This is a genomic window from Paenibacillus sp. 203 (genome assembly GCF_037027525.1).
Classification (GTDB): Bacteria; Bacillota; Bacilli; order Paenibacillales; family Paenibacillaceae; genus Paenibacillus; species Paenibacillus polymyxa_B.
The window spans coordinates 68,845-93,736 of the sequence record NZ_JAXCHD010000011.1; the positions used below are offsets into that span (position 1 = coordinate 68,845).

Here is a 24,892-nt window from a genome sequence, read left to right on the forward strand (position 1 = left end):
GGAGAAAAATAGAAATTACTAAGATAATAGGGGATAAAAGAAAGTGAGGTTTTTCATGCATAGTTATAGGACTCATAACTGTGGAGAACTGGATCAAAAACATGTCGGCGAAGTAGTGAGAATTGCAGGATGGATAAAAAATATGCGTGACCATGGCGGGGTTATTTTTATTGACCTTAGGGATCATTATGGAGTAACGCAGGTTGTTGTTTCTGATAATAACGAATTGAAAGATTTTGTATCAAAGATCACGAGGGAGTCAACCATTTCTGTTACAGGTACTGTATGTAACAGATCTGAAAATACGATTAGTCCCACTATGAAAACCGGGCATATTGAGTTAGCTGCCAATGAGATAAAAGTTTTAGGGAAGGTAGTGAATCCATTACCTTTTGAAGTAACTTTAGCAAATGAAGCTCGGGAGGATTTAAGATTAAAGTATCGTTTCTTGGATCTGCGGAATGAAAAACTACACACTAATATTATACTTCGTTCTAAAGTAATTCAAAGTATCAGAAGAAAGATGATCGATTTGAATTTTTTAGAGATTCAGACACCTATCCTGACAAGTTCATCTCCAGAAGGCGCCAGAGACTATTTAGTTCCTAGTAGAGTGCATCCAGGTCAATTTTATGCCTTGCCTCAAGCACCTCAACAATTTAAACAATTATTAATGGTTTCGGGCTTTGATAAATATTTTCAAATTGCTCCATGCTTTAGAGATGAGGATGCAAGGGCAGACAGATCACCAGGCGAGTTTTATCAGCTGGATTTGGAAATGGCTTTCGCAACACAGGAAGATGTCTTTAATGTAGTTGAAAATATGCTATATGAAGTTTTCTCCGAATTTACAAATTTTAAAATCTCAAAGCCTTTTAGCAGGATTCCATATCAAGAAGCCATGCTCAAATACGGGAGCGATAAACCTGATTTAAGAAATCCATTAATTATCCATGATGTTACAGAGCTGTTTACAGAGACTGATTTTAAAGTATTTGAAAATAAAACGATAAGAGTTATTGCTGTTCCTGGTTGTGGTGCACAGCCAAGAAGCTTTTATGACGATATAGTAAACTTTGCTGTTGAGGCTGGAGCGAAAGGCCTATCATGGATCAAGTTCAATGATGATATGTCTCTTAGTGGCTCTATTGCAAAATTCATCTCTGAAGAGGTGAAAAACCAATTAATACATGTTACGCAAGCTAGTTCAGGATATGCACTGTTTTTTGCTGCTGACCAACTTCAAAATGTAGAAAAAATAGCCGGTGCTGTCAGAAATCAATTAGGAAAAAGACTGGATTTGCTGGAAAAGGATATATATAAATTTTGCTGGATAATTGATTTTCCTATGTTTGAATTGGATCCTGATACTCATAAAATTGGATTTAGCCATAATCCTTTTTCGATGCCACAAGGTGGTATGGATGCATTGCTGAATATGAATCCTCTTGATATCCTTGCGTACCAATATGATATTGTATGTAATGGGATTGAACTGTCCTCGGGTGCTGTCCGTAACCATGATACGGAGATTATGGTAAAAGCTTTTGAGATTGCAGGTTATACATATGGAGACATCAAGAGTAAATTTCCTGCACTCTTTAATGCTTTTCAATTTGGGCCGCCGCCTCATGCAGGTATAGCACCTGGAATTGATAGGATTGTTATGATCATTGCAAATGAATCGAATATCCGAGAGGTTATTGCTTTTCCAATGAATAGCAAAGCGCAGGATCTATTAATGGGAGCACCTTCGGAGGTTACTGAGAAACAATTGAGAGATGTTCATATAAAATTGGTAAATACTCAGCCAGAAACAGAATAAACAGATTCAACAACATACTGAATGCAAAGGCTCAATCCGGCACGTATTTAAATCTCATTGAGTGTGTTAAAAACTCTCCCTGCTAGATGCAGAGGAGAGTTTTTTTTATTTAGCTCAGATTAGGGTTGTTCACGATGACAATCTTTATCGGTACACTGGAAGGTATGCAGGCTTATCGAGTGGAGCTATACCAAAAAGTAGAAATTATAGGAATACAGGAAAATCGAAATAGCTAGAAACGAAAGAATCAGCGTCGCGGTGTATACCTTTCTTAACAATGTAGTTTGGGTAACACTGCATCTTCTTACAGCAAGATAGGCGGCCGATACAAAGGCAAGCCCCAGTACCCAGAAAAAGATAATATTCAAATTGAAATTGGACATAGGCTGATAGGGGTCGCCTATCAATTGGATGCTTGAAGCAATGAGATTGACGATCACAAGCAGACCCAGCAAGGGTATTACGGTTACACTGTCAGGCAAGGGAAGCCGCGAAGCACTCTTCTGCTTTCTTGCGTCCTTGAGCTTCCGCAGCCATCCAATAATACCGAAAATAGACCCAAGCGCAAACCAAATACCGCATCCCCCGACCAGAATATAACTGAAGATGGATGTTTGCAGGAAGGATATCGGCAATTGGTCATCGATCACACCATATGACAACTGCGTCACTTTACCATCGGCATTGGTTAAGAAATAAAGACGGCTGATGTTTAGGCCCGCGTGATCATAAGGAGTGCTCCCTGGAGTCACGCGTTCAAAAAAATAGGGTTTGGTTTCTACATAATCAACATTAATATTCATGGATGGAATACTCAGAGTGATTCCGCCATTGCCGTTGGCTGTGACCACTTCTTCCGCATTGGATAATACGGGTATAAGCTTCAATATACCTGATGATACTGCGCGAGCAGAGCGGTATTTTCCCGCCACATCCGCGCTATGCTTCAACGTGCTGTCCGCTTGCGGAGTAGCGTCGGAACCCCCGACAAATAGGTCAATGAGTTCGCTTCTCGCCCCGGACATTTCATTTTCCACATTAGTCAGAATACTGATCCCAAAGTTTTGATCTGGCACGATAGAGACCAGAGAGGAGAATGAATCTGTATTTCCACCGTGCTCGATAACACGATAATCCCCCGCGAACCGTTCCCAAAAGCCATGGGCATTCCCCGGAAGCTCGGGATAGTGGGTATACGAAGCCTCATGCATTTCTCGCAAGGTTTCATTCTTGTTGAACAGCGAATATTTTAAGGAATGGTTCATGTTCAGATGAGCAAGCATAAAATGAGCCATGTCCTCCGAAGTAATGTTTAACGCACCAGCCGGCACATCATTAAAGAAAACATTCGGCTTTGCCACCCAGTTTCCATCCTTCTTGGAGTAGCCTGTTGCTTTATGTTCGATAACCTCTGGGATAAGATCATACCGTTGTGTAAAGTAAGAATGTTTCATGTCTAGAGGCTCAAATATATGTCTCTGAATATAGGTTTCAAAAGGCATTCCAGATACACGTTCTATAATATAACCGGCCAGGTTGGTCCCATAGTTGGAATAAGCAATCACTGTTCCAGGCTCATAAATCTGCTGAGGCTGATTTCCGGGTGCGATATGCTCCTTGAGAGGCCTAAGATCAGCAACGTCATGAACCAAAAGCTTTTCCAGGCGCTCCTCAAAACCTGCCGTGTGGCTCATCAGTGATTTCAGGGTAATAGGCTTATCAAAAGAAGGCTTGAGAAAGCCGTTAGGCAAGTATGTGCGGATGTCCGTATTCAAATCCAGCTTTCCTTGCTCAACCAATTGCATTACTGCCGTCCAGGTGAACAATTTCGATACGGAACCGGCCTCCATATAGGTTGTTTCCGTACTCATGGGTGTTTGTTTCTCGATGTTTGCGTATCCGTAACCTTTTGAAAAAACAATTTTTCCGTCCTTTACTATGGAAACCGCAGCACCAGGAATCGCTGTTCCTATATATTTTTTCATAATTTGATCTGTTTTGTTTTCGATTTCGGAAATCGGAATTCCAGAGGGAGTGGTTGGGACGGACCCAGAAGCATATGCCTGGACCGGGATAAATGCCATCAATGCCAACAGGAACAAAGAGGCAAATCGTTTTTTCAATTTCATATTAAGTCTCCTTTTTGCTGCGCTTGAATCTTTAAGAGCAGTCTGTTTTTTGGAACATTTTTAGTGTAGCAGTCAAGTCTTTCTTATTTCTCTCCTGTTCCTTACTTTTTTCTTTCTCAAATGAAGCTTCAACTCTCAAATGATTTACCGAAAAAAAGCTATATTTACGTTGGTAAAGCTTTATATGTATGTTGACAACCTATAAAATAAAGACAAGAAGAATCCTCATAGCTGAAAAAATAGGAGATGACAATAAATGAAGGCCTGTGAACCTCTGACTATTTCATCTGAAAGCGGATACAATCTTCAAGCTGATAGAAGTGTGCCCATTGCCCACGCTTGGAATATGATTGCGCGAGATCATAAGCAAGTGTTTGGCTGCGAGCCATTGCTAACAGAAGTAGAGCCCTCGATCATTATCCGTTATGCGCAGGAAGGAGATAGCTGCCCGCATTGGCCAGAGGGCTATTGTCTGCGTTTTGTTGCTGGTAGCAAGGGAACGGTACTCCATATTATTGGCCGTGATGAATTAGGGATTATTTATGGACTGCTTCATTACAGCCGTTTCGCTCTGGGTGTGGAGCCGTTCTGGTTCTGGGCGGAGATTCTACCGCCTAAGCGGGATACCATAGTTTTGCCGAGTCAGAATGTTGACAGTATACCGTCCAAGGTCCGATATCGGGGATGGTTTGTCAATGATGAGGTATGCTTGATTGGCTGGAAGGATGATTATCCACCGACGGAGCAGGTGTGGCAGCCCGTTTTTGAAGCGTTACTGCGCTGTGGTGGAAATATGGTGATTCCCGGAACCGATTTACCACGCACAGGTATCCATCATAAGCTTGCAGCAGACATGGGCTTATGGATCACACATCATCATGCTGAACCGTTGGGGGCGGAGATGTTTTTGCGCGCCTTTCCGGGTAAACAAGCTAGCTACAGAGAGCATCCCGAGTTGTTTGAACAGCTGTGGCAGGAAGCGATTGAACGGCAAAAGGAAGAGAAGATTGTATGGGTATTATCTTTTCGCGGGCAGGGTGACAAGCCTTTTTGGGAAGATGATCCTTCCTTTAATACGCCGGACAAACGTGGACAATTAATCTCGTATGTGGTTCGCAAGCAGTACAATATGATCTGTGAATTTGTGGAGCATCCTGTGTGCTGTATGGCGATGTATGGTGAGATTGCCGAGTTATACAAGCAGGGGCATATTGAAGTACCCGAAGGGGTGATCAAAATATGGGCGGATAATGGTTACGGTAAAATGGTATCTCGGCGCCATGGGAATCTTAATTATCGTATACCAGCATTGCCTGAGGCGCAGGATGGGGGCAAGAATGGAGTATATTACCATGTGACCTTCCACGACTTGCAAGCGTCAAACCATCTTACCCAATTTCCCTCCTCAGCCAGCTTGATTGTAGAGGAATTAACAGCAGCGTTTACTTCAGGGGCGGACGAGTACCTGCTAGTCAATTCAGGTAATATTTTGCCACATGTATATACGCTGGATTTAGTAGCAAATTTATGGACGAAGGGTGAAGTGGATGCTGAAGATCAGCTTACTGATTTTATCGGGCGGCTGTACAGTAGTAAGCTTCAAGAGATTTCCCAATTATACCGGGATTATTCCCGTTGTACGATCGTTTATGGCCCGCACAAGGATGATCGAGCAGGGGAGGAATTCTATCACCATCCAGCTCGGCAAATTATGGGGTATTGGCTACAAGGCAAGGAAGGCCGTGATGAACGGCTGTACTGGGCTACTGGAAAAAGGCCTTTTCCTGAACAGATACGCTGGTTCAAGGAAAAAGCCGAGTCGGCAATCCCGGACTGGGTTGAATTGCGAGAGCGGTGTCTACGAATCATGAAGCAGTTGTCAAAAGATGAATGTCGCAGGCTGTATAATCAACTGCTTGTGCAGATTGAACTGCATCTAAGTGGCTCACGTGGACTGGCAAGCTTATGTAGCGCTTATGGGCTGTTCCTTGAAAAAGATTATCCACGAGCATTTATACAAGCTTCTCATGCCGTTTGGAGCTACCGAATGGGTAAAGAAGCTTTATCGCTCGCAGGAACTGGAAGATGGGAGCATTTCTACCGGGCAGATTGGTTAACCAATCTAGATAACACTATTTCTCATGCGGACACTGTGCGGAGATTTCTTCGTCTTCAGGGAGACAGTCCGGATATGTTCCTGTGGTCCAAACAATATTTAATGCCAGAAACAGAGAAATATATCTACCTAGAGAATACGCATCGCAAGCCCCTTCCCGATGATGAGTTGGCACGCAGTCTGGAGAAGGTATTATATTAAAAAGGAAGGCATGTAGCATAAGAAGCAACAGCGTCTGCCTGCAACTTTTCCAGCTTATACTACGTCAATGAAGTTGTTAATGGCCAAGCGGCCTAATTCAACTACAAGGTGGAACTTAACATGAGTATGAGAAAAAGTGCATTCGCAGCCATTACAACCGTAGCCATTTTGTCCTTCTCCTTTGGAAGTCAATTGTCTGCGGCAGACAGTCAATTCAAGGATTTGAACAACGTAAGCGGCAAAGAAAAAATCATATCCCTTAAAGATCAGGGTCTACTCAAAGGTGTCTCTGACACGCAGTTTCTCCCGTCATCTAAAGTGACCGCTGCCCAAGGCATTCAGTTGATCTCCGGCGGACTCCAGCTCAGTTTGGCCGCGATTGCTTTTAATACGGCACCACAGGCCAGCGGACTGTTTACCCATGTTAAGGATACTGCATGGTATGCCGAAGCCTTTATCACGCGCATTATAATGGCGTAGAGATTCCAAAGGATATTGATCCTGCCAAAGCTCTGACTAAGGAAGAGTTCACCTACATGCTGATTCAGGGCATGGAAAAAGCAGGCGCTCTTCCGATGATTAAAATGGCACCTGCGAATATTGCGGATGACAGCGAACTGGAGCCTTCTTACCAAGGTAGCATTCAACGCTCGCTAGTCTACAAGGTCAATACCTTGGATGCAAATGAAAAGTTTCATCCAAAAAAAGAGATTACACGTGCCGAAGCTGCTGTTATGTTATATAATGCATTGGAATACCTGAATGCTCATACAAAATCGTAATAAATACAGCAATAAAGAGCTTTTCTTCTGAGGGAATTAAGCTTTCAGTTACTTGACATCATTATCGTTAATGTTATAATAAGGAAATCGAATTTAGACCTGCGGTAGCTGATTACCGTAAGGATATTTTCCTGGTCCTTCGGCATATAACACAGGTAACGAATAAATAAGCTGGCTCCGGATGAGGAGTTCAGCTTATTTTTTTGGATCAAAAAGCTTACCGTTTTCACAGATCTACATATTGAGAGGAGACAGGGGTATGTTTGGGAATGACTGGGATGATGTACTACGAGAAGAGGTCGAAAAGCCATACTTTAATGAATTAAGGTATACGTTAGCCCGAGAGTACAAGTTACATAAGGTATATCCTCCAAAAGAAGACTTGTTTTCCGCACTTAAATTAACGCCATTTCATCTGACCAAAGCGGTTATATTGGGACAGGATCCATATCATGGAGAGGGACAAGCTCACGGTTTGAGCTTTTCTGTTAGACCTGGTGTGCGAACACCGCCATCTCTACTAAATATATATAAGGAGCTTCGCGATGATATCGGTACTCCCATTCCGAATCAGGGATACCTCGTTCCTTGGGCTGAGCAAGGTGTGCTGCTGCTAAACAACGTGTTAACCGTGCGTGAAGGACAACCGCAATCTCACCAGGGAATAGGTTGGGAACGTTTCACGGATGCTGTCATTGAAGCGATTAATGAGCGCGAGCAGCCAGCAGTGTTTATTTTGTGGGGGAGCCATGCTCAGAAAAAAGCAAGCTTCGTGAACACCAGCAAGCATCTGGTGCTGAAATCCGTTCATCCGAGTCCATTGGCGGCTCACAGAGGCTTTTTTGGCAGCAAGCCTTTTTCGCGTACCAATGCATTTTTGCAGGAGCATGGAATGGAGCCGATTCGGTGGGAGATTCCTAACCGCTAGCACTGGAGGTGAGGACATGCGTCAATGGAAGGGACGTCAGGTCATTTTATATCACGGCAACAACGATCATACCCAGAAGGTGCGCGGCACGCTTGAAAAATGGGATGATATACGAAAGTGCGTTATTTTAGGCCCGAAAATGCTGGCTATTCCTTTTGAAAATATTACGTATATTACCATGCTTCCTCCGGGGCGTGAGCGTAGAAGCCGCCATCCGGCGAAGCTCAACGCTATCGGTTATGTAATGAGTGTTCCGTTACAGTTTGATAATGCCATTCATTTTCAGTCGGCGGTGATGATTTGGAGAGAAGATCAGCTGATTGCTTATAATGTAAAGCTGGTTAGTCACTCGGCACACAATGTAATCCTTGAAGATGGACAAACCTTATCTAAAGAAGAGCATTTGTTTGTGGTAAGGTCACTGCGTGGAGAACTTTAACTGTAATTATTCACCTTTTTTTGATGAAGGGTTCAATTTAGTAAGCTGCTAACCGATAAAAGTAATGGGATTGTTAATTATATCCTATTTTATAGAGATGAAACTAAGGGAGAGAAACGAATGGAGCGTATGAAACGTATGAGCAAACGGAGTACCTTCTTACTTGCATTGCTGATGTTTGTATTTGCAGCATGGCCAGCGGGTTTGATCCGGGCTGAGGAGAGCACGACCTCCACGGTACAGTGGGACAGTCAAAATCCGACTACATTGAATCTGGGTGGAAGCCCCGCTCAATTAAAAGTGTGGTCATTGACTGAAAAGGGCAAAGAAGATGTTACCCAAAAGGCAGAATGGATCTCTGGGGATTCAAGCATTTTAAAGGTTGATAAGGGGCTCATTACTCCTGTGTCAAAAGGGCAGATTAAGATTGTTGCCACATATGAGAAGAAAACGGTAAGTACAACGATTACAGTAAAATCGCCTTACAGCAAGCTGCAATTAAATCCGTCTAGTCCCATTAATTTGACGATTGGCGGAGAATCAAAGCAATTGACTGCTCAAGGTGTACTTACTGGAGGTGGGACGGAAAATGTATCCGGTGTCGAATGGACTTCTTCGAATGCGGCTGTTGCTACCGTTGAAGATGGTCTTGTTCGTCCACTTGCCAAAGGCGTGACTTACATTAAGGCAAGCAAAGATGAACTTAAAGCACAAACGATGGTGTATGTGCGTTCTTCTTCTCAGGCGTTAGTATTGAGTGCAACTGGGGCCAAATCGGTCTTTCTGGGTAGCTCCCCAATTCAGGTTAGTGCAACCGATGTCAACCTGACTGGCGGCAAAACAGATGTAACCAACACGGCAGAATGGACTTCCTCCAATCCGCTGGTTGCCACAGTCGAGCAAGGTAAAATCACACCAATGGATGCAGGCAATTCGACGATTACAGCGTCCTATCACGGTTTGAGCAAGACTCTGAAGATTAATGTACTTCCAACGGTTGAAAAACTGGTTTCGAGCAAAGCCAGTCTGACTCTCGAAACAGGAGGCAAAACTTCTCTTCCGAGTATATCTGCTTATTTGGTCAATGGAGCAAAAAAAGCAGTTCAATCCGATGTAAAATGGAGCTTAAGCAGTGAAAGTGCAGTTAAAATAGCAAATGGTAAGCTAGTTGCAGTGAACCCAGGCAGTGCAACATTGACAGCAACGGTAGGTGCGCTCAAACTGGATATTCCAGTGACTGTGCAATACAAAGTGCTCAAGCTGACCGCTTCTGAGAAAAAATATGTATTGGTTGCAGGCCAAGAAGCAAGTATTCCGACAGTAAAAGCACACATGGCTGGTGGCGGAATCCTTGATGTTACCAATCAGGTAAGCTGGGTAGGTACAACAGCCGCAGTTACAGTAGCAAATGGTAAAGTAAAAGCGGTGAATGGCGGTAACTCTGGAATCAAGGCTATGTATATGAACAAATATGTGAAAGTACCTGTCATTGTGGAAGGAGCCATTTCTACATTGACACCAAGCTTTTCGAGTGCTGATATGAATTTGAAAGGAAGTAAGTCCATCAAAGTCATCGGCATATATACGGAAGGTAAAAAAGCTACGCTGAGCAGTAAAGTAAAATGGACAACATCAAATGCTTCCGTAGCGATCGTAAAAGGCTCTTCCATTAAAGCCGTTGGAATTGGAAACGCAACGATTACGGGCACATATCAGGATAAGTCGTTTAACGTTGAGATCAAGGTCACACCTAAGCTGCTCAAACTGGTATTGAGCAACAAAAACCTGAAGCTGCCTAAAGGTTCCTCTCAAGTGCTTAGTGTGAATGCAGTTTATGATTCAGGCTCAACTACCAATGTGACAAGCTCAGCGGTATGGACATCTTCCAAACCGTCGATCGTACAGGTTACTGGCGGTCAGGTGAAGGCGATTGATACCGGAAGTTCCAGTATCAAAGTAGTCTATGGTGGTAAGACTGTAGCGACATCGGCTAGAGTGTTAAAATAGTCTACGCATATTGCCACATCCACTTATACAAAATAACCCCCGGTCCAAAGACCGGGGGTTATTTTCAGCTTATTCTACGCCGTCCTGATAATGATTTTTCCAGTGCTTATCGCCTTTGTGTGCGAAGTCTTCAACTGTCTTTTCCAAAGTAGCAACCAGTTGGGCTTTAATCTCAGAAATTGTGTCTCGGAACAGTCTTTCTTCTGTACCATTGATTTTTTCACCATATAGAGCCTGAGCGGCTACAAATTGACGATGTTGCTCCACAAAACTGTCAATCGAATGCAATGCATGCTCCACGTATTGGGAAATGCTATGATGCTCGTTAGGCAGTTGCAATTTTAATTCATGAACTCTGTTTAATAATGCCATGATGATCACCTCGTGCGTTTTATTATGTCAATAATTATACATCATTTTCGGAAAACTTTCATTAAATTTTGATTAAAATGTGACTTTTATTATGTCATGATTGCATTTTCACTGGTGATTAGGCATAATTTTCGGAATAATTTCGTTATTTCCTTTGTGTCGTGATTTTAAAATTTAATATATATGATACGAAGATGATATAAGAGCAAGCTGCGATAGCTGTCTTTCTGACATGTTATAATGGGGAAAAAGCCCAGTCGGAAAGGTTGTCAGTAAGGTATGAAGCTTTTTAAAGGTTTATTTTGGGGGATTCTGATCAGTCTTCTCCTGTGGTGTGCTTTGTTCGGGCTTGTCCACTGGATGTCTCATTAAGTCGCTCCCTGTATCTTATACAATAACTCTTGCGACCGTATCCACGTCATTAACGGAAATCGTATATACGTGTTCGTCATCGTAGAGCTTGAATTGCTGAGTTTCTTGGTCAGATAGGAACTTAGGCCAGCCAATTAAGGTACTTCCATTCAGTAACCGGATTATAACGGCTTGCATTTGGCTCACGGCCAGTTTGATCTCATCGTTCATTCGTACAACCTCCTCTCTATACTATTTGTCGTCGAATATTCAACCTTTTTTTATAGTCAGTAAGGGGTTACGAAAAATAAAATCCGGGGATTACCTTAGTTGAAGGTATCTACTGGAATAGCTTGAAGGGGAGAGGGAAATTGAAGAAAAATTTGCTAAGTTTTATAGCTTTAGTGCTGCTAGCTTTGGGCGCTTACTGGTTTGAAGGAGGCAATCTTCTTACGAAAATGACAGGAGAGAACCCGCCTTCATCGGCTCAGGTTACGCTGCAATTCCCGTCAGGTCGTTACCCTGAAACGGCGCAGCATATTAAGGAAGCCATTCAGGCGGGAAAATCACCGGTATGCACAATTGACCGTGAAGGAGCCGAGCAAAATCGCAAGCATTCGCTTGCAGGTGTTCCCACTCGTAAAGGATACGATCGTGACGAATGGCCGATGGCTATGTGCTCAGAAGGTGGTAAAGGTGCAAATATCAAATACATAGTCCCTAAGGATAATCGTGGGGCAGGATCATGGGTCAGTCACCAATTGGATGAGTATGAGGATGGAACTCGTGTGAAATTTGTTGTGAAATAGTGCTATTACTTTTTATTACCTTGGGTTGTTTCCTGTCTGGCCTTAATCAACGCCAGAAAATCAAAAAAATCACCTAGTGTATTGAAGCCGGCACCTAAAATGGCCAAGTCTTCAGCGGATAGTTGGTCAAACCATTCCATTTGCTTAGCATCAAACATATTATCACCGCCAACCATTGATAATGTATAGTATGTACTGACGGCAACGAAGGTCAGGGCTCTGGCATACCATTTAAGTATGCCTGTTTTTTGTGCAGAGGATGTGTAGAACTCATGTTTAAATTTAATTTTTATACTAAAATCGTCTCCATCGTTATCGTATTGCTTATACCTGTGCTGATCCTGTATGTCTATTCTAATCAGACAACGACAGGTGTATTACGTGAGGAGCTGAATCAATCTAATTATAATCAGCTGACTTTTTTTCAAAACCAAGTGAATACGAATATTGAAATGATTTCCTCCTGGCCGCATCTGCTGATTCATGATCCCGATGTAGCCAGTTTTCAAGCGATTTTTTTGAAGGATAAGGTTCTCAATCTGGATGGAATTAACCTGGTCAAACGGATTCAAACCAAGCTTGGACTTCAGGAAAGCTCTTCTAATTGGAGAACCGGGCTGAGTATCTATTCTCCTTCGCTTGGACGAGTTGTATCGGAGAATGGAGCAGGTTTATATGACCAGAAAAAACTAAATCAGCTGATAAAAGACGGCTGGCAGGTATCCAAAAAAAGATCATACGGGAAAGACCAATTTATATTTTCATTGTATACATTATCCCCGTTTTCTTCGCTTGGTAATCCAGAAACCGCTAACACGATTATTAAAGTTGAATTTGACAGCAGTAATATTCAGGATATGCTTGACCGCTTCAAAGGTGATGGCCGAAAGGAGCCTTTTTATTATAAAAAAGGCGTAGGAGCGATCTATAATCGTACTGCCAATGAAGAGTTGTCTGGACAGCTGATTTCAAAATTAGAAAAAATGGGGCTCCATGAAGTTGACAATCTGACTGTGAAAATTGGAGAAGAAAGCTACCTGGTTCATGCCGTTCTTTCGCAAACGACGGGGTGGTATTTGATTGATTATATGCCTTTGTCCGATATGATGTCTCCGATTTACTCATCGAATCGACTGTTTTATATAACTGTTGTTGGCTCGCTGCTGGTAGGCTTGATTGGCGCTTACTTGCTTCATTCACAGGTACAAGTGCCGATTCTTCAGCTTGTGCGGGCATTTCGGAGACTAAAGGATGGAGACTATGCTGTTCGATTAAGTCTAAGGGGGAGTTACGAGTTTGCTTTCCTGTCTAGTCAATTTAATCTGATGGTCGAACAGATTCAGGAGCTGTTTGAGAAGGTGTATGTTGAGCAGCTACATGTCAAGGAAGCGCGACTAAAGCAGCTCCAGTCACAAATCAATCCGCATTTTTTTTATAATTGTTTTTCGTTTATTACAAGTATGGCGAAACTGCGCAATCATGAGGCGGTCGTGGCCATGGCTCATAATTTATCCAGGTATTATCGATACACAACCAGACAGGAGCGGGATTTGGTTCCATTGTCAGAGGAAGTCGAATTTGTTCAATATTATTTGAACATACAGCAGATGCGTATGCCAAGGCTAACGTTCTTAATTCATGTTTCTTCACAGGCTAGCAGTCTGCTGATTCCGCCGCTTGTAGTGCAGCCACTGGTGGAAAATGCGGTGCTGCATGGGATAGAGCCTCAAGCGGAGGATGGTGTAATTCATATTTTAACCGAGCGTGTTGGCTCGTATATGTACCTGATTGTGGATGATAACGGACTCGGTTTGAGTAGAGAGGCTATAACTGCCCTGACATCAACGCTTGACAAGCCTGTGGGAGAGGATCATGGATACGGTTTGTGGAATGTGCATCAACGTATGCGATTACATTTTGGAGAAGATGCAGGACTGGAATTCTCTTTGTCTCCAATGGGAGGATTGCGTGCAGTTTTAAAATGGTCGCTCTCAATAGAAGGAGAGCATGCGAATGGTTTAATTGAGCCTTCGCCAAATTCGAATATAGTTAAAACGGAGGGAACAGATGGTTCAGATATTACTAGTAGATGATGAGAGTTATGTAACAGAAAGTCTGGCAGCTACCATTCCGTGGGAGACGCTAGGCATCGAGAGGGTTCATCAAGCGGCTTCCGCATTAGCAGCAGTGGATGTGCTGGAAGCGTACGATATTGATATTCTGGTTACGGATATTCGTATGCCTGGTATGACGGGACTGGAGTTGATTGTTGAAGTAAACGAGCGATGGCCGCATATCCGGAGTTTGTTACTGACAGGCTATGCCGATTTTGAATATGCTAAAAAAGCGCTCCAGCTTAAGGCTTTTGATTACATTTTAAAGCCGGTAGATGATGATGAGTTTATCAAATGTGTGTCAGCCGCTATGGATTCGCTAAAGGAAGAATGGGAAGCATTTGACAAGGTTCATCAATTACAATATAGCCGCAGAAACGATTTTGGTGTACTGCGGACCCATTTGATGCATGATTTGCTACTCGGGCGTGATTTACCAGTACCCAAAATAGAGAGCAAAATGTCTGAGTACGAAATCAAGCTACGCACGGGACATCCTGCCAGTATGCTGCTTATTCAGCTAGGAAAGCATTTTTCTGATATGGACTATCATTCAGTCTCCTTAATTGAGTATGCGATTGGAAATATTGCCGAAGAAGTGTTCGCACCTGATTTTCACGTTTGGCATTGCAAAGCGCCGCATGACTGCTTAATTGTATTAATAGAAGGGAACTGGAATTCATTTCCTGAACGGAGTGTGGATGAGCAGAATCGTTTTTTGAGTGCGGCGATTGAGACCTTTCGAAAAAATGTGAGCAATTACTTGAAAGGGGAAATTTACGTTGCATTAACCGGATGGTTTAAGTTTCCAGAGGAACTGCCTAAGCTATATCAGACAGCGATTAGATCCTTATACTGGAACCATCAGGAGGAGACGGATACACTGCTATTCATAGAAGAACAGACAGAACAGCCACACAGCTCAGTTAAGTCACTGGAGGGGCTATATATGCCCCCTACGCTTACTCATCTGCTTGAATCCAGACAATGGGACGAGGCCGAAGCGAAAGTGAGCCGTGTATTTGGAAAAATGGAAGAGGTGGGATATACACGCGAGCATTTATATGAGCTGTTTATCTCGGTGACGAGTGCCTTTATGTATACAGCGCACAAACAAGGACGTTTCATTACGCAGATGGATCAAGTAGGCTTCGATCCGTTACATGCGCAGAAAATGGTTCATTCGTTCTCCCACCTCAAAGAGTGGATATTTTCCATGATGAACAAACTTAAATCTGAATGGTCCGCAAGCGAGCAAAGCGCTAAAAGCTATGTGGTCAAGCAGGTTCAGGAGCTCATCTCCCAGGATAAAGGCCAGGAGCTGTCTGTTAAGACGATTGCTGATCAGGTTTATCTTCATCCGGTCTATCTGTCTAAAATTTATAAAGCTGAAACCGGAGAAGGTCTGGGTGACTATATTATCCGAATGAGAATGGAGCGGGCTCTTTATTTGCTCAAATATTCCAACAAAAAAATATACGAAATTACGACGGAACTAGGCTACCAGAATCCCCAATATTTCAGTAAGATGTTCAAAAAGCATTACGGAATAACTCCGCATGAATTTCGGGACCAGTAAGGACGAAACCAGCAAAGATCAGTTGGGAAAGGTGCAGAAATATTTATTTTGTGACATAGGCTGTGAAGAAAAGCCCTCTTATAATAAAAGAGTAGATAATGATTTTTAGAGGGGGAACAATATGCGAGTTCATTCGAAGAAAAAGCTGTTGTCGTTGCTCGCCGCAACTATGGTATTAGGAGTGGGCCTTGTGGGCTGCTCAGGTACGGGGAATGATGGAAATGCGGACAGCACAGCTAAAACTGAAAACGTATACAAAGAAAAATACAATCCAGAAGTCACAATTTCCACGGTATGGGGTGTAGATCCCGCCTTGAAATTTAAAAATGGTGAATCTATCGAAAATAACATTGCGACAAAATGGGCTAAAGAGAAATTCGGTATTAATATCAAATCACTCTGGTCCGTCACGGATACGAATGGCGCATTTGCTACGAAACTGCGTTTGGCGATGTCCTCCGGTCAGGAGATGCCAGACGTCGTTGTACTGGGGACGGAGAATGAGCAACTGGCACAAGACATGATCGATTCTGGTATGTTTGCAGAGGTGGGCCCGTTGTTTGATAAGTACGCTTCGGATTATTGGAAGCAGGCGATGAATCAGGATACAAACGTATGGAATCAGTATAGCCGAGATGGTAAGAAAATGGGTATTCCTGTGCTTGATTTTGCCTACAACCATGATTATGTATTGTGGGTACGACAAGATTGGTTGGATAAGCTGGGTATGAAGGCTCCTGAGACGATGGATGATCTGGAAAAAGTGATGGATGCCTTTAAAAATAAAAATCCGGACGGACTGGCTCCGAACAAAGTGATTCCGCTCAGCATCGGTTTCAAAACATCCATGAACACTTGGATGGGTGACCCATCTTGGATTTTCGGGGCATATGGCACTCTACCTCAGCAGTGGAACAAAGGTACAAATGGCAGTTTGGAATATGGCTCCGTGCAGCCTGGCATGAAGCCGGGTTTGCAAAAGCTGAGCGAGTGGCTCAAAAAGGGATATATTCCTCAGGAAGCAGCATTGTGGGATGAAAATAAAACGGCAGAACCTACAGTCGCAGGAACAGCCGGTATGATTCCTGGACCATATTGGATGAGCGGCTGGCCGCTTCAGGATACAGTCAAAAATGCGCCGGGTGCCGTGTGGAAGCCGATCAAGATTCCAGCGGGTCCTGACAACAAAGCCATGCGTCACGGAACGCAATACACCAATGGTGTTGTATTAATCAACAAACAAATGCAGCATCCTGAAGCCTTTTTCACTTATCAAAATTATTTGTTTGACCATTATGCTAATGCCAAACCGGACGGCGATTTGTCGAATGGGCTGTTTAAGGGCTACGATTATGATTTGGATGCGGGCGGAAAGCTAATGTCTATCGATAAAATACCAGGCGGTTATGTAAACTCTATTCGTTATTTGCTGGTTCGTGATGGTGCGCGTATACCTGATGCCCAAATGAAGGCTTTGCTAAGTTTGGCTAACGGCGCAGAACCGAAGACCCGTCTGGAGAAAGATGTAATGGTGAACTACGGGAAAGATACTCCCGCAGCTGCCAAAGTGCTTATGGAACAGAAAGATATCTCCATGAAAGATCAGTTCACGGGCCCTACTACGCCAACCATGAAGGCTAAAAAGGACTATCTGGATAAGATTGAAAGTCAGACCTTCAATGAAATTATTTATGGCAAGCAGCCGATCTCTGCTTTTGATACCTTTGTGCAGACGTGGAAAACAGCTGGTGGCGAACAAATTACAAATGAAGTAAACGAATGGTATAAAAGCGTCGAAAGTAAAAACCAATGATGTTGTAACAGAGTAGGAGGGCTGTCCCGAGGTGGGCAGCCTTTTTACTACAGCTTTACCCGTATCGAGTAGAAATGAATGCGCTATCATGGTGTATTTGAAAAAAAGTTTTATTCGTTTGGCGAGCTTAAAAAATGGTTGCTTTTGTGCCATGTATGTTGGTTTTTTGAACTGTTGGGACCGCGAAAACGCTTTTATAATTGAAGTATACCATGAGAGTTACAGGAGGAACTGCAATGAGAAGTCTGCAACGTACGTGGCCATTTCATATCATGCTGCTGCCAGCCATCATTTTCTTAATTGTATTCAGCTACATTCCGATGGGCGGCATCGTGATGGCCTTTCAAAATTACAAACCTTGGCTAGGCATAACGGGTTCCGAGTGGGTTGGACTGGATAACTTCCGCTTTTTGTTTCAACGGGAGGACAGTCTTCAAGTCGTCTGGAATACGCTAATTATTGCTGTGTTAAAGATGTTTTTCAATCTGGTAGTTCCGTTTGTTTTTGCTATACTGCTGAATGAAATTCGCAAGGTTGGACTTCAGCGATCCATTCAAACACTGGTTTATCTACCACACTTTCTGTCGTGGGTCATCTTGGGCGGAATTCTGATTGACCTGTTGGCTACAGATGGATTTATAAACCGTATTCTCGGTAGTTTCGGGATTCAGCCTATCTTTTTTCTAGGAGATAATAACTGGTTTCGGTTTACTGTCATAGTATCGGATATATGGAAGGAGTTCGGATACAACACCATCGTATTTCTTGCTGCACTGGCGGGTATTAATCCTTCGTTGTATGAGGCTTCTGAAATGGATGGAGCAAGCCGCTGGAGACAGACGCTACACATCACTGTACCTTCGTTAATTCCGATGGTAGTCGTTGTTGGAACGCTTGCACTTGGCAATGTACTGAACGCCGGCTTTGACCAGATTTTCAACCTTTATAATCCGCTAGTTTACCAAAAAGGCGATATTATTGATACATTCGTCTACCGGACAGCGTTAATCAATGGGGAAATGGGCTTTGCCACTGCTATCGGGTTGTTCAAATCCGTTATCAGTATGATTCTCATTCTGATATCTTATCGACTTGCTTACAAATGGGCAGGATACCGCATATTTTGATTCCACGAGGCTGAAAGAGGGAGAGTCATGTATCATAAAACAACGCCATACCGCATCTTTAATGTGTTTAATATTTGCTTGCTTGTGATTTTGTCCATCATGTGTATCGTTCCGCTGATTCATGTGTTAGCTGTATCATTTAGTGCTAAATCAGCTGCAGATGCTAATCTGGTTGGACTGTGGCCGGTACAATTTTCATTAGAAGCCTATAAGAAGACGATGAATAACCCGATTTTTCTGCACTCCATCTGGATTTCTGTCTGTAGGACTGTATTGGGAACCGGCTTAACACTGCTTATTACCTTTTTAGCTGCTTATCCACTTTCAAAGGAAACATCTGTGTTCCGTAGCCGAAACGTATATTCATGGTTGTTCGTATTCAGCATGATTTTTAACGGTGGTCTGGTTCCATTCTATATGGTTATTCAAAAGATCCACCTCATGGACAGCTTCTGGGTACTTGTTTTGCCAGGAGCGGTCAACACATTTCTGGTCATCCTTATGTTGAACTTTTTTAGAGGAATTCCCAAAGAGATGGAAGAGGCCGCATTGATCGACGGAGCAGGACATTTTCGGACATTGTTTAGTATTTTTTTACCGATATCCATGCCTTCCATTGCGACGATTGCGCTGTTTAGTATGGTATTTCATTGGAACTCCTGGTTTGACGGTCTGCTCTATTTGAGCAATGCAAAGGATTATCCGCTGGCGACGTTCCTGCAAACTGTAATTATTCAGAAGGACATGAGTTCCATGAGCATGAGTCCCAAAGAGATGGAATTACTTTCTCAAACGACGGTTAATGCAGCGCAAATTTTCATTGGTGCAGCGCCTATTCTCATTGTATATCCATTTTTACAAAAGTATTTTGTTAAAGGTATGACGCTAGGTTCTGTCAAAGAGTAATAGAATTTATAGAAGGAGATGATTTGTAGTGACGAATCAAAACATAATCAAGTACCCTCCCATTAGTGAGCGAGTTCCACGTATGCTGCATGGAGCGGACTATAACCCGGAGCAATGGCAGCATTACCCTGAGGTGTTAGCGGAGGATATCCGTCTAATGAAACTAGCCAAATGTAACGTGATGTCTGTCGGCATTTTCTCATGGGTTTCATTGGAGCCTGAGGAAGGCGTATTTACGTTTGAATGGCTGGATCGTATTCTGGATTCGTTTGCTGAGAACGGAATCTATGCGTTTTTGGCCACTCCGAGTGGAGCAAGACCAGCCTGGATGTCACAAAAATATCCTGAGGTGCTGCGTGTGGAGGCTAACCGTGTCCGTAATCTGCATGGGTTTCGCCATAATCACTGTGCTACGTCGCCTGTTTACCGGGAAAAAGTACGTATCATGAATACGAAGCTAGCCGAGCGTTATGCTAACCATCCTGCTGTTATTGGCTGGCATATTTCAAATGAATTTGGTGGAGATTGCCACTGTGATTATTGTCAGGAGGCATTTCGCGCTTGGGTCCAGGATAAATACGGTACGCTGGACAAGCTTAATCACGCATGGTGGACGACCTTTTGGAGTCATACGATTACGGACTGGAGCCAAGTTGAGTCCCCGGCACCTCACGGTGAAACACAGGTCCATGCCATGAATTTGGACTGGAGACGGTTTGTGACCGATCAGACCGCAGATTTTATCAAGCATGAGATTATGCCGCTCAAGGCTGCCAATCCAGCCATTCCAGTCACAACCAATTTAATGGAGTTTTTTGAAGGATTGAATTACTGGAAGTTTGCTGATCTGCTCGATGTTATATCCTGGGATAGTTACCCGACGTGGCATGACTGTGAGGGGGATGATAGCCGTCAGGCTGCTAAAGTGGCCATGATGCATGATATTATTCGCTCAATTAAGGGAGGAAAGCCTTGGATGCTCATGGAGAGCACGCCAAGTTTGACGAACTGGCAAGACGTTAGCAAGCTGAAGCGGCCGGGAATGCATCTGCTATCGTCTTTACAGGCTGTGGCACACGGGTCAGACACCGTTCAATACTTTCAGTGGCGGAAAAGCCGCGGTTCGAGTGAAAAGCTGCATGGTGCGGTTGTCGATCATGTCGGACATGAGCACACTCGGGTATTCGGGGATGTGACCCATGTCGGTAATGCGCTGGAAAAACTGGAGGAGGTTATCGGGACATCTGTACCGGCGGAGGCCGCAGTCATTTTTGACTGGGAGAACCGTTGGGGAATCAACGATTCACAGGGACCGCGGAACAAAGGTGTGAAATATGAGGAGACAGCTGAAGCGCATTATTTGGCACTTTGGGAGCAGGGTGTGCCTGTAGATGTCATTCATATGGATGCAGATTTCTCCAAATATAAACTTTTGGTAGCTCCGATGTTGTATATGGTCCGCAGTGGTGTGGGGGAGCGTATACAGAAATTTGTTGAAAATGGCGGCGTTTTCGTAGCAACCTATTGGTCTGGTATCGTAGATGAACATGATTTGTGCTTCCTTGGAGGCTTTCCGGGCCCGCTTCGTAAGACGCTGGGGATCTGGTCGGAAGAGATTGACGGATTGCATGATCATGATCGTAATCACATTTTGCCGGTTGAAGGCAATGAGCTGGATCTGCAAGGGGAGTATGAAGCTGTAGAATTGTGTGATCTCATTCATACGGAGGGTGCAGAGGTACTGGCTGTGTACGGCTCAGACTTTTATGCAGGACGTCCGGCTTTGACAGTGAACCGTTTGGGACAGGGAAAGGCTTATTACATCGCATCACGCAACATCGGACTATTCCACAGTCATTTTTACAGAAGTTTAATTGATGATGCAGGAATCAGTAAAGCGCTCAATGTGAAGTTGCCTCATGGAGTGAATACGGCGATTCGTACCGATGGGGTTCATGATTATATTTTTATACTGAATTTCACGCATGAGCCGCAAAAGATTACGTTGGATGGACGAACTTATGCGGATATGCTTGAAAATCATGCGATAGAAGACGGTAGCGTTCAATTGGATGCCTACGCTGTTAAGGTTTTAAAGACAGAGCGCAATAAATAGAACATGATATTAAAGTGTGATCTCTATCGTTTTCCCGAGTGAGGGAGCTGGTAGATTGGTCAGAGGCAATGAGGAGTATACAATTTGAATGGAGGATGTACTTATGAAAACAGGTAACCGCATTATGGTATTTGCGATGTTGATCTTGTTATCCAGCTTATTGTATCCGTTGGGCTCTGTGGGGTTAGGTGCGGCTTCGGCCGCCCCTGCTTTCGCCAAAGGAGCAGATATAAGCTGGGTAGCAGGAATGGAAGCGCAAGGTATGACTTGGAAGGATAAAAAGGGTGTTCGTCGAGATATACTGCAAATTTTGCGAGATGACTATCAGATCAACTCGGTACGTATCCGTGTGTGGGTAAACCCTGACATGAAAGATTATGCAAGCGGATACATGAATGCCGAAAAGGCAGCAGAACTGGCACAGCGAGCTAAAAAATTGGGCATGAGTGTTATGCTGACTCTACATTATAGTGATTCCTGGGCAGATCCAGGGCAACAGAACAAACCTTATGCGTGGCGCAATTTCACATTTACACAACTTATGGATGCAGTCTGGTCTCATACGGTCTATGTTATGAACACGATGAAAAGCAAGGGGGTAACACCGGACTGGGTGCAGATCGGTAATGAGACGAACAATGGAATGCTCTGGGAAGACGGCAAAGCTTCGGTGAACATGAAAAACTATGCCTGGCTCGTCAATACAGGTAATAATGCTGTAAAATCGGTTAGCAGCAGTACTAAAACGATCGTACATTTAGCCAACGGGGATAACGGTTCCGTGTTGAACTGGAATATCGGCGGACTAATTGATAATGGAGCTCAGTTTGATCTCATCGGGCTGTCTCTGTATCCGTCTCCTTCTGACTGGCAGGGTAAGGTGGACCAGACGATTACCAATGCCAATAACCTCATTGCCAAATACGGCAAAGGCATTGTCATCAGTGAAATCGGAATGGAATATAACGAACCTGCTGCTTCCAAGGCATTTATTTCTGCAATCAAAACAAAGGTTCGGAACATTGGAGGCGGCAAGGGTACAGGGGTATTTTATTGGGAGCCGGCTGCAACTCCAGGTTACAATCAAGGTTATAACAAAGGTGCTTGGCAGGCTGACGGTAAACCAACCTCAGCTTTGGAAGGATTTATAAATTAAGAAGTATGTAAGAGTATATCAAAGAACCTCTAGTTCGCTTCTATGCAGACTAGAGGTTCTTTATTGTTATCTTGAGTTACTTGGAAGTTATAAAATTAGGCTTCCCGGTTCACCTTGAAGAACGAAATGAGCTCTTCCAGCTCACCGGACATCAATGTAAGCTTGTCAGAAGCTTGGACAATAGAAGCCATAGACTCAGCCTGTTCTCCAATGGTATGCTCGATTTGTTTGCTACTATCGACTGTTTTGCTAACTGTCGAAGACAGCTCGTCAGAGGTAGCTGACATTTCCTGCGTGCTGGCTGAAATCTGCTCCGTTGCGCTGGATACCTCTTGAATTTGTGACGACACTTTATTAGACGCATCTAAAATTTCAGAGAACATTTTGCCTGTTTGCTTCGTAACTTCTAGCCCAATGTGAACTTCTTTTGTACCAAGGCTGATGCCTTTTACAGTCTGCTCAATTTCTTTTTGGATTTCTCCAATAAGCTCTGCAATCTGTTTGGCAGACTCTTGAGACTGTTCAGCCAAATTACGCACTTCTCCCGCTACTACTGCAAAACCTTTGCCCTCTTCACCGACTCTGGCAGCTTCAATAGAAGCGTTCAGTGCAAGCAGATTCGTTTGACTGGCAATGCCTGTAATGATGCTGACGATATTGCTGATTTCGTTAGAACGGTTCTGCAGCGCATTAACGGAATCAGCTGTACTTTCCATTGTAGTGGAGATGGAGTCCATTTGAGCGGAAAGCTTTTGGGCTACCTGGTTGCCTTCAACGGAGCGTTTTTCCATAGAATAAGCTTGATCCGCTACGGAAGAGGAGCTTTCGGCAATCGTTTGGATAACTGTCGACATTTCATTCATAGCTCTGGAGCTTTCAAGTGCTGCGTGATCCTGAGCTTCAAGCCCCTGGGTTATTTCCTGAATATTGCTGTTAATGACGTTCGTATTCGTACTGTTTTTCTCGCTAATGCTTAACAATTCCTGGGCAGATCCCGTAACTTCTTGCGTCGTATCCTGTACTTTCACCATGGTATCGTTAAGGCGTTTGATCATAGAATTAAATTTTTGATTGATAATGCCAAGGTCGTCCTCGCCTGTCTTGATTTGTACATTCAGATTCCCCTCGCTGACTTCTTCAATGCCCTTCATCAGGCTACGAATCGGGGAGAGGGTACGTTTTACCAGTAAATATTGGACCGTTAAGAAGATCGCAAGGAACAGAATGAGCAATGAAACACCATATACAAGCAATTTATGAAGTCCGTTAGGTACAGAGCTTGCGTCTACGTCAAAGTATATCGCACTTGTGATTTTACCGCTTTCATCTGTAATTGGGTAAACAATGGTCGTCCATGTACCAAAATCGTCAGTATAAAAGCTGCTAAACGCTGAGTCTTTAGATTGAAGCATTTTATTTACACCTTGTACATTTTCGTCTGGAAGAGTGTACATATCCCCAATATTCATCTTCGAGTCTTGGAAAGCTTGGACTAAATTTGTAGGAACGCCAATAATGGAGGTTTGATTTCCTTCTGTTAGTTCTGTGCCAAATATGTAAGCTTGGGCAACATTAGGATAAAATGTGTGGATAGAATCTAGGAATTTGCGTAAATCCTGTTGAGCAGAACCGTTATAATCTTTTTCGCTTAATGCTTGTTGTACTTTTGTTTTGTCAACATCTTCTGCCCATTTTTTAGTCAATACTTTAACTTGGTCTTGCAGCTGCGTGGTGAGAATGTTCTTTTGAAGTATATAGCTGGATGTGATGAGAATAGCACCTATTAATACGATGTTAAGAAAAGAGATTAATAGATTTTTACCAAAAAAGGACATAGTTCTCCACTTCAAGTTTTTCACGTTTTCTTCTCCTTTGAATTAGCAATTTAGTTTCATATACAACCTACCCCATATATATTTCGACAATTTGCTTTCTAAATGTTAGGTATTTATTAAAAGGGAGAGTAGAAGGTTATTCAAAAAGAACGGCGGCCCCTAGTGAATGAAACGATGGGACCGCCGCTTGTCGGCAAAACTGGATTTTATGTTGTTTTTCCAACTCAATTCTTACTAAATCACTTTATTGTTCAAACAATATTTAAAAAATAAGATAAATGAGAGCA

18 protein-coding genes and 1 pseudogene are annotated in these 24,892 nt (G+C 43.3%); 14 read left to right on the forward strand and 5 right to left on the reverse strand.

Going from position 1 to position 24,892, the window contains the following annotated elements:
- Positions 1–55: 55 nt before the first annotated feature.
- A complete protein-coding gene (gene aspS, locus WA407_RS21770) occupies positions 56–1,825 on the forward strand; it encodes an aspartate--tRNA ligase (RefSeq protein ID WP_336078353.1) in 1,770 nt (589 codons plus the stop codon).
- A 185-nt stretch (positions 1,826–2,010) separates the two neighbouring features.
- On the opposite strand, the gene WA407_RS21775 is transcribed toward aspS, so the two are convergent.
- A complete protein-coding gene (locus WA407_RS21775; protein ID WP_336078354.1) occupies positions 2,011–3,954 on the reverse strand; it encodes a serine hydrolase domain-containing protein in 1,944 nt (647 codons plus the stop codon).
- Positions 3,955–4,210: 256 nt separating this feature from the next.
- Here WA407_RS21775 and WA407_RS21780 point away from each other — a divergent pair, with 256 nt between their 5' ends.
- The 5 genes and pseudogenes from WA407_RS21780 (at position 4,211) to WA407_RS21800 (ending at position 10,427) form a co-directional block, all read left to right on the forward strand.
- Positions 4,211–6,271, forward strand: coding sequence for a glycosyl hydrolase 115 family protein (locus tag WA407_RS21780; RefSeq protein ID WP_336078355.1), 2,061 nt, complete (start codon positions 4,211–4,213; stop codon positions 6,269–6,271).
- 120 nt (positions 6,272–6,391) lie between these two features.
- Positions 6,392–7,053: pseudogene (locus WA407_RS21785) on the forward strand (S-layer homology domain-containing protein).
- 259 nt (positions 7,054–7,312) lie between these two features.
- Entirely contained in the window at positions 7,313–7,981 is a 669-nt protein-coding gene (locus WA407_RS21790) for a uracil-DNA glycosylase (RefSeq protein ID WP_013310967.1), read from the forward strand.
- Positions 7,982–7,997: 16 nt separating this feature from the next.
- Positions 7,998–8,420, forward strand: a complete 423-nt coding sequence (locus WA407_RS21795) for a hypothetical protein (RefSeq protein ID WP_235309471.1) — start codon at positions 7,998–8,000, stop codon at positions 8,418–8,420.
- 120 nt (positions 8,421–8,540) lie between these two features.
- Entirely contained in the window at positions 8,541–10,427 is a 1,887-nt protein-coding gene (locus WA407_RS21800; protein WP_235309473.1) for an Ig-like domain-containing protein, read from the forward strand.
- Between the two features lie 69 nt (positions 10,428–10,496).
- Here WA407_RS21800 and WA407_RS21805 read toward each other — a convergent pair whose 3' ends face one another.
- The gene (locus tag WA407_RS21805; RefSeq protein ID WP_061828458.1) at positions 10,497–10,799 is read right to left on the reverse strand and encodes a hypothetical protein; all 303 of its coding nucleotides are present in this window, start codon (positions 10,797–10,799) and stop codon (positions 10,497–10,499) included.
- Positions 10,800–11,186: 387 nt separating this feature from the next.
- Positions 11,187–11,381 (reverse strand): hypothetical protein, encoded by a 195-nt coding sequence (locus WA407_RS21810; protein WP_235309475.1) that lies wholly within the window; start codon positions 11,379–11,381, stop codon positions 11,187–11,189.
- Between the two features lie 140 nt (positions 11,382–11,521).
- Between WA407_RS21810 and WA407_RS21815 the strand changes: the two genes are divergently transcribed.
- Positions 11,522–11,959: a NucA/NucB deoxyribonuclease domain-containing protein gene (locus WA407_RS21815; protein ID WP_336078356.1), complete on the forward strand. Its 438-nt coding sequence runs from the start codon at positions 11,522–11,524 to the stop codon at positions 11,957–11,959.
- Positions 11,960–11,964: 5 nt separating this feature from the next.
- Here the strand turns inward: WA407_RS21815 and WA407_RS21820 are convergent, their stop codons facing one another.
- A complete protein-coding gene (locus WA407_RS21820) occupies positions 11,965–12,117 on the reverse strand; it encodes a hypothetical protein (RefSeq protein ID WP_235309477.1) in 153 nt (50 codons plus the stop codon).
- Between the two features lie 114 nt (positions 12,118–12,231).
- On the opposite strand from WA407_RS21820, the gene WA407_RS21825 reads away from it, so the two are divergent.
- From WA407_RS21825 to WA407_RS21855, 7 genes are all read left to right on the forward strand, one after another.
- A complete protein-coding gene (locus WA407_RS21825; RefSeq protein ID WP_336078357.1) occupies positions 12,232–14,052 on the forward strand; it encodes a sensor histidine kinase in 1,821 nt (606 codons plus the stop codon).
- Positions 14,027–15,652, forward strand: a complete 1,626-nt coding sequence (locus tag WA407_RS21830) for a response regulator transcription factor (RefSeq protein WP_235309478.1) — start codon at positions 14,027–14,029, stop codon at positions 15,650–15,652. The genes WA407_RS21825 and WA407_RS21830 overlap by 26 nt, the downstream gene beginning before the upstream one ends.
- A gap of 121 nt (positions 15,653–15,773) precedes the next feature.
- Positions 15,774–17,465, forward strand: coding sequence for an extracellular solute-binding protein (locus WA407_RS21835; protein ID WP_235309479.1), 1,692 nt, complete (start codon positions 15,774–15,776; stop codon positions 17,463–17,465).
- 236 nt (positions 17,466–17,701) lie between these two features.
- Positions 17,702–18,592, forward strand: coding sequence for an ABC transporter permease (locus tag WA407_RS21840; RefSeq protein WP_235309480.1), 891 nt, complete (start codon positions 17,702–17,704; stop codon positions 18,590–18,592).
- Positions 18,593–18,619: 27 nt separating this feature from the next.
- Positions 18,620–19,498 (forward strand): carbohydrate ABC transporter permease, encoded by an 879-nt coding sequence (locus tag WA407_RS21845; RefSeq protein WP_069010559.1) that lies wholly within the window; start codon positions 18,620–18,622, stop codon positions 19,496–19,498.
- 28 nt (positions 19,499–19,526) lie between these two features.
- The gene (locus tag WA407_RS21850; RefSeq protein WP_336078358.1) at positions 19,527–21,614 is read left to right on the forward strand and encodes a beta-galactosidase; all 2,088 of its coding nucleotides are present in this window, start codon (positions 19,527–19,529) and stop codon (positions 21,612–21,614) included.
- Positions 21,615–21,717: 103 nt separating this feature from the next.
- Positions 21,718–22,770, forward strand: coding sequence for a glycoside hydrolase family 53 protein (locus WA407_RS21855; protein WP_250261011.1), 1,053 nt, complete (start codon positions 21,718–21,720; stop codon positions 22,768–22,770).
- A gap of 95 nt (positions 22,771–22,865) precedes the next feature.
- On the opposite strand, the gene WA407_RS21860 is transcribed toward WA407_RS21855, so the two are convergent.
- Complete coding sequence (locus WA407_RS21860; protein ID WP_336078359.1) at positions 22,866–24,629, reverse strand: methyl-accepting chemotaxis protein; 1,764 nt, start codon at positions 24,627–24,629, stop codon at positions 22,866–22,868.
- Positions 24,630–24,892: the final 263 nt, after the last annotated feature.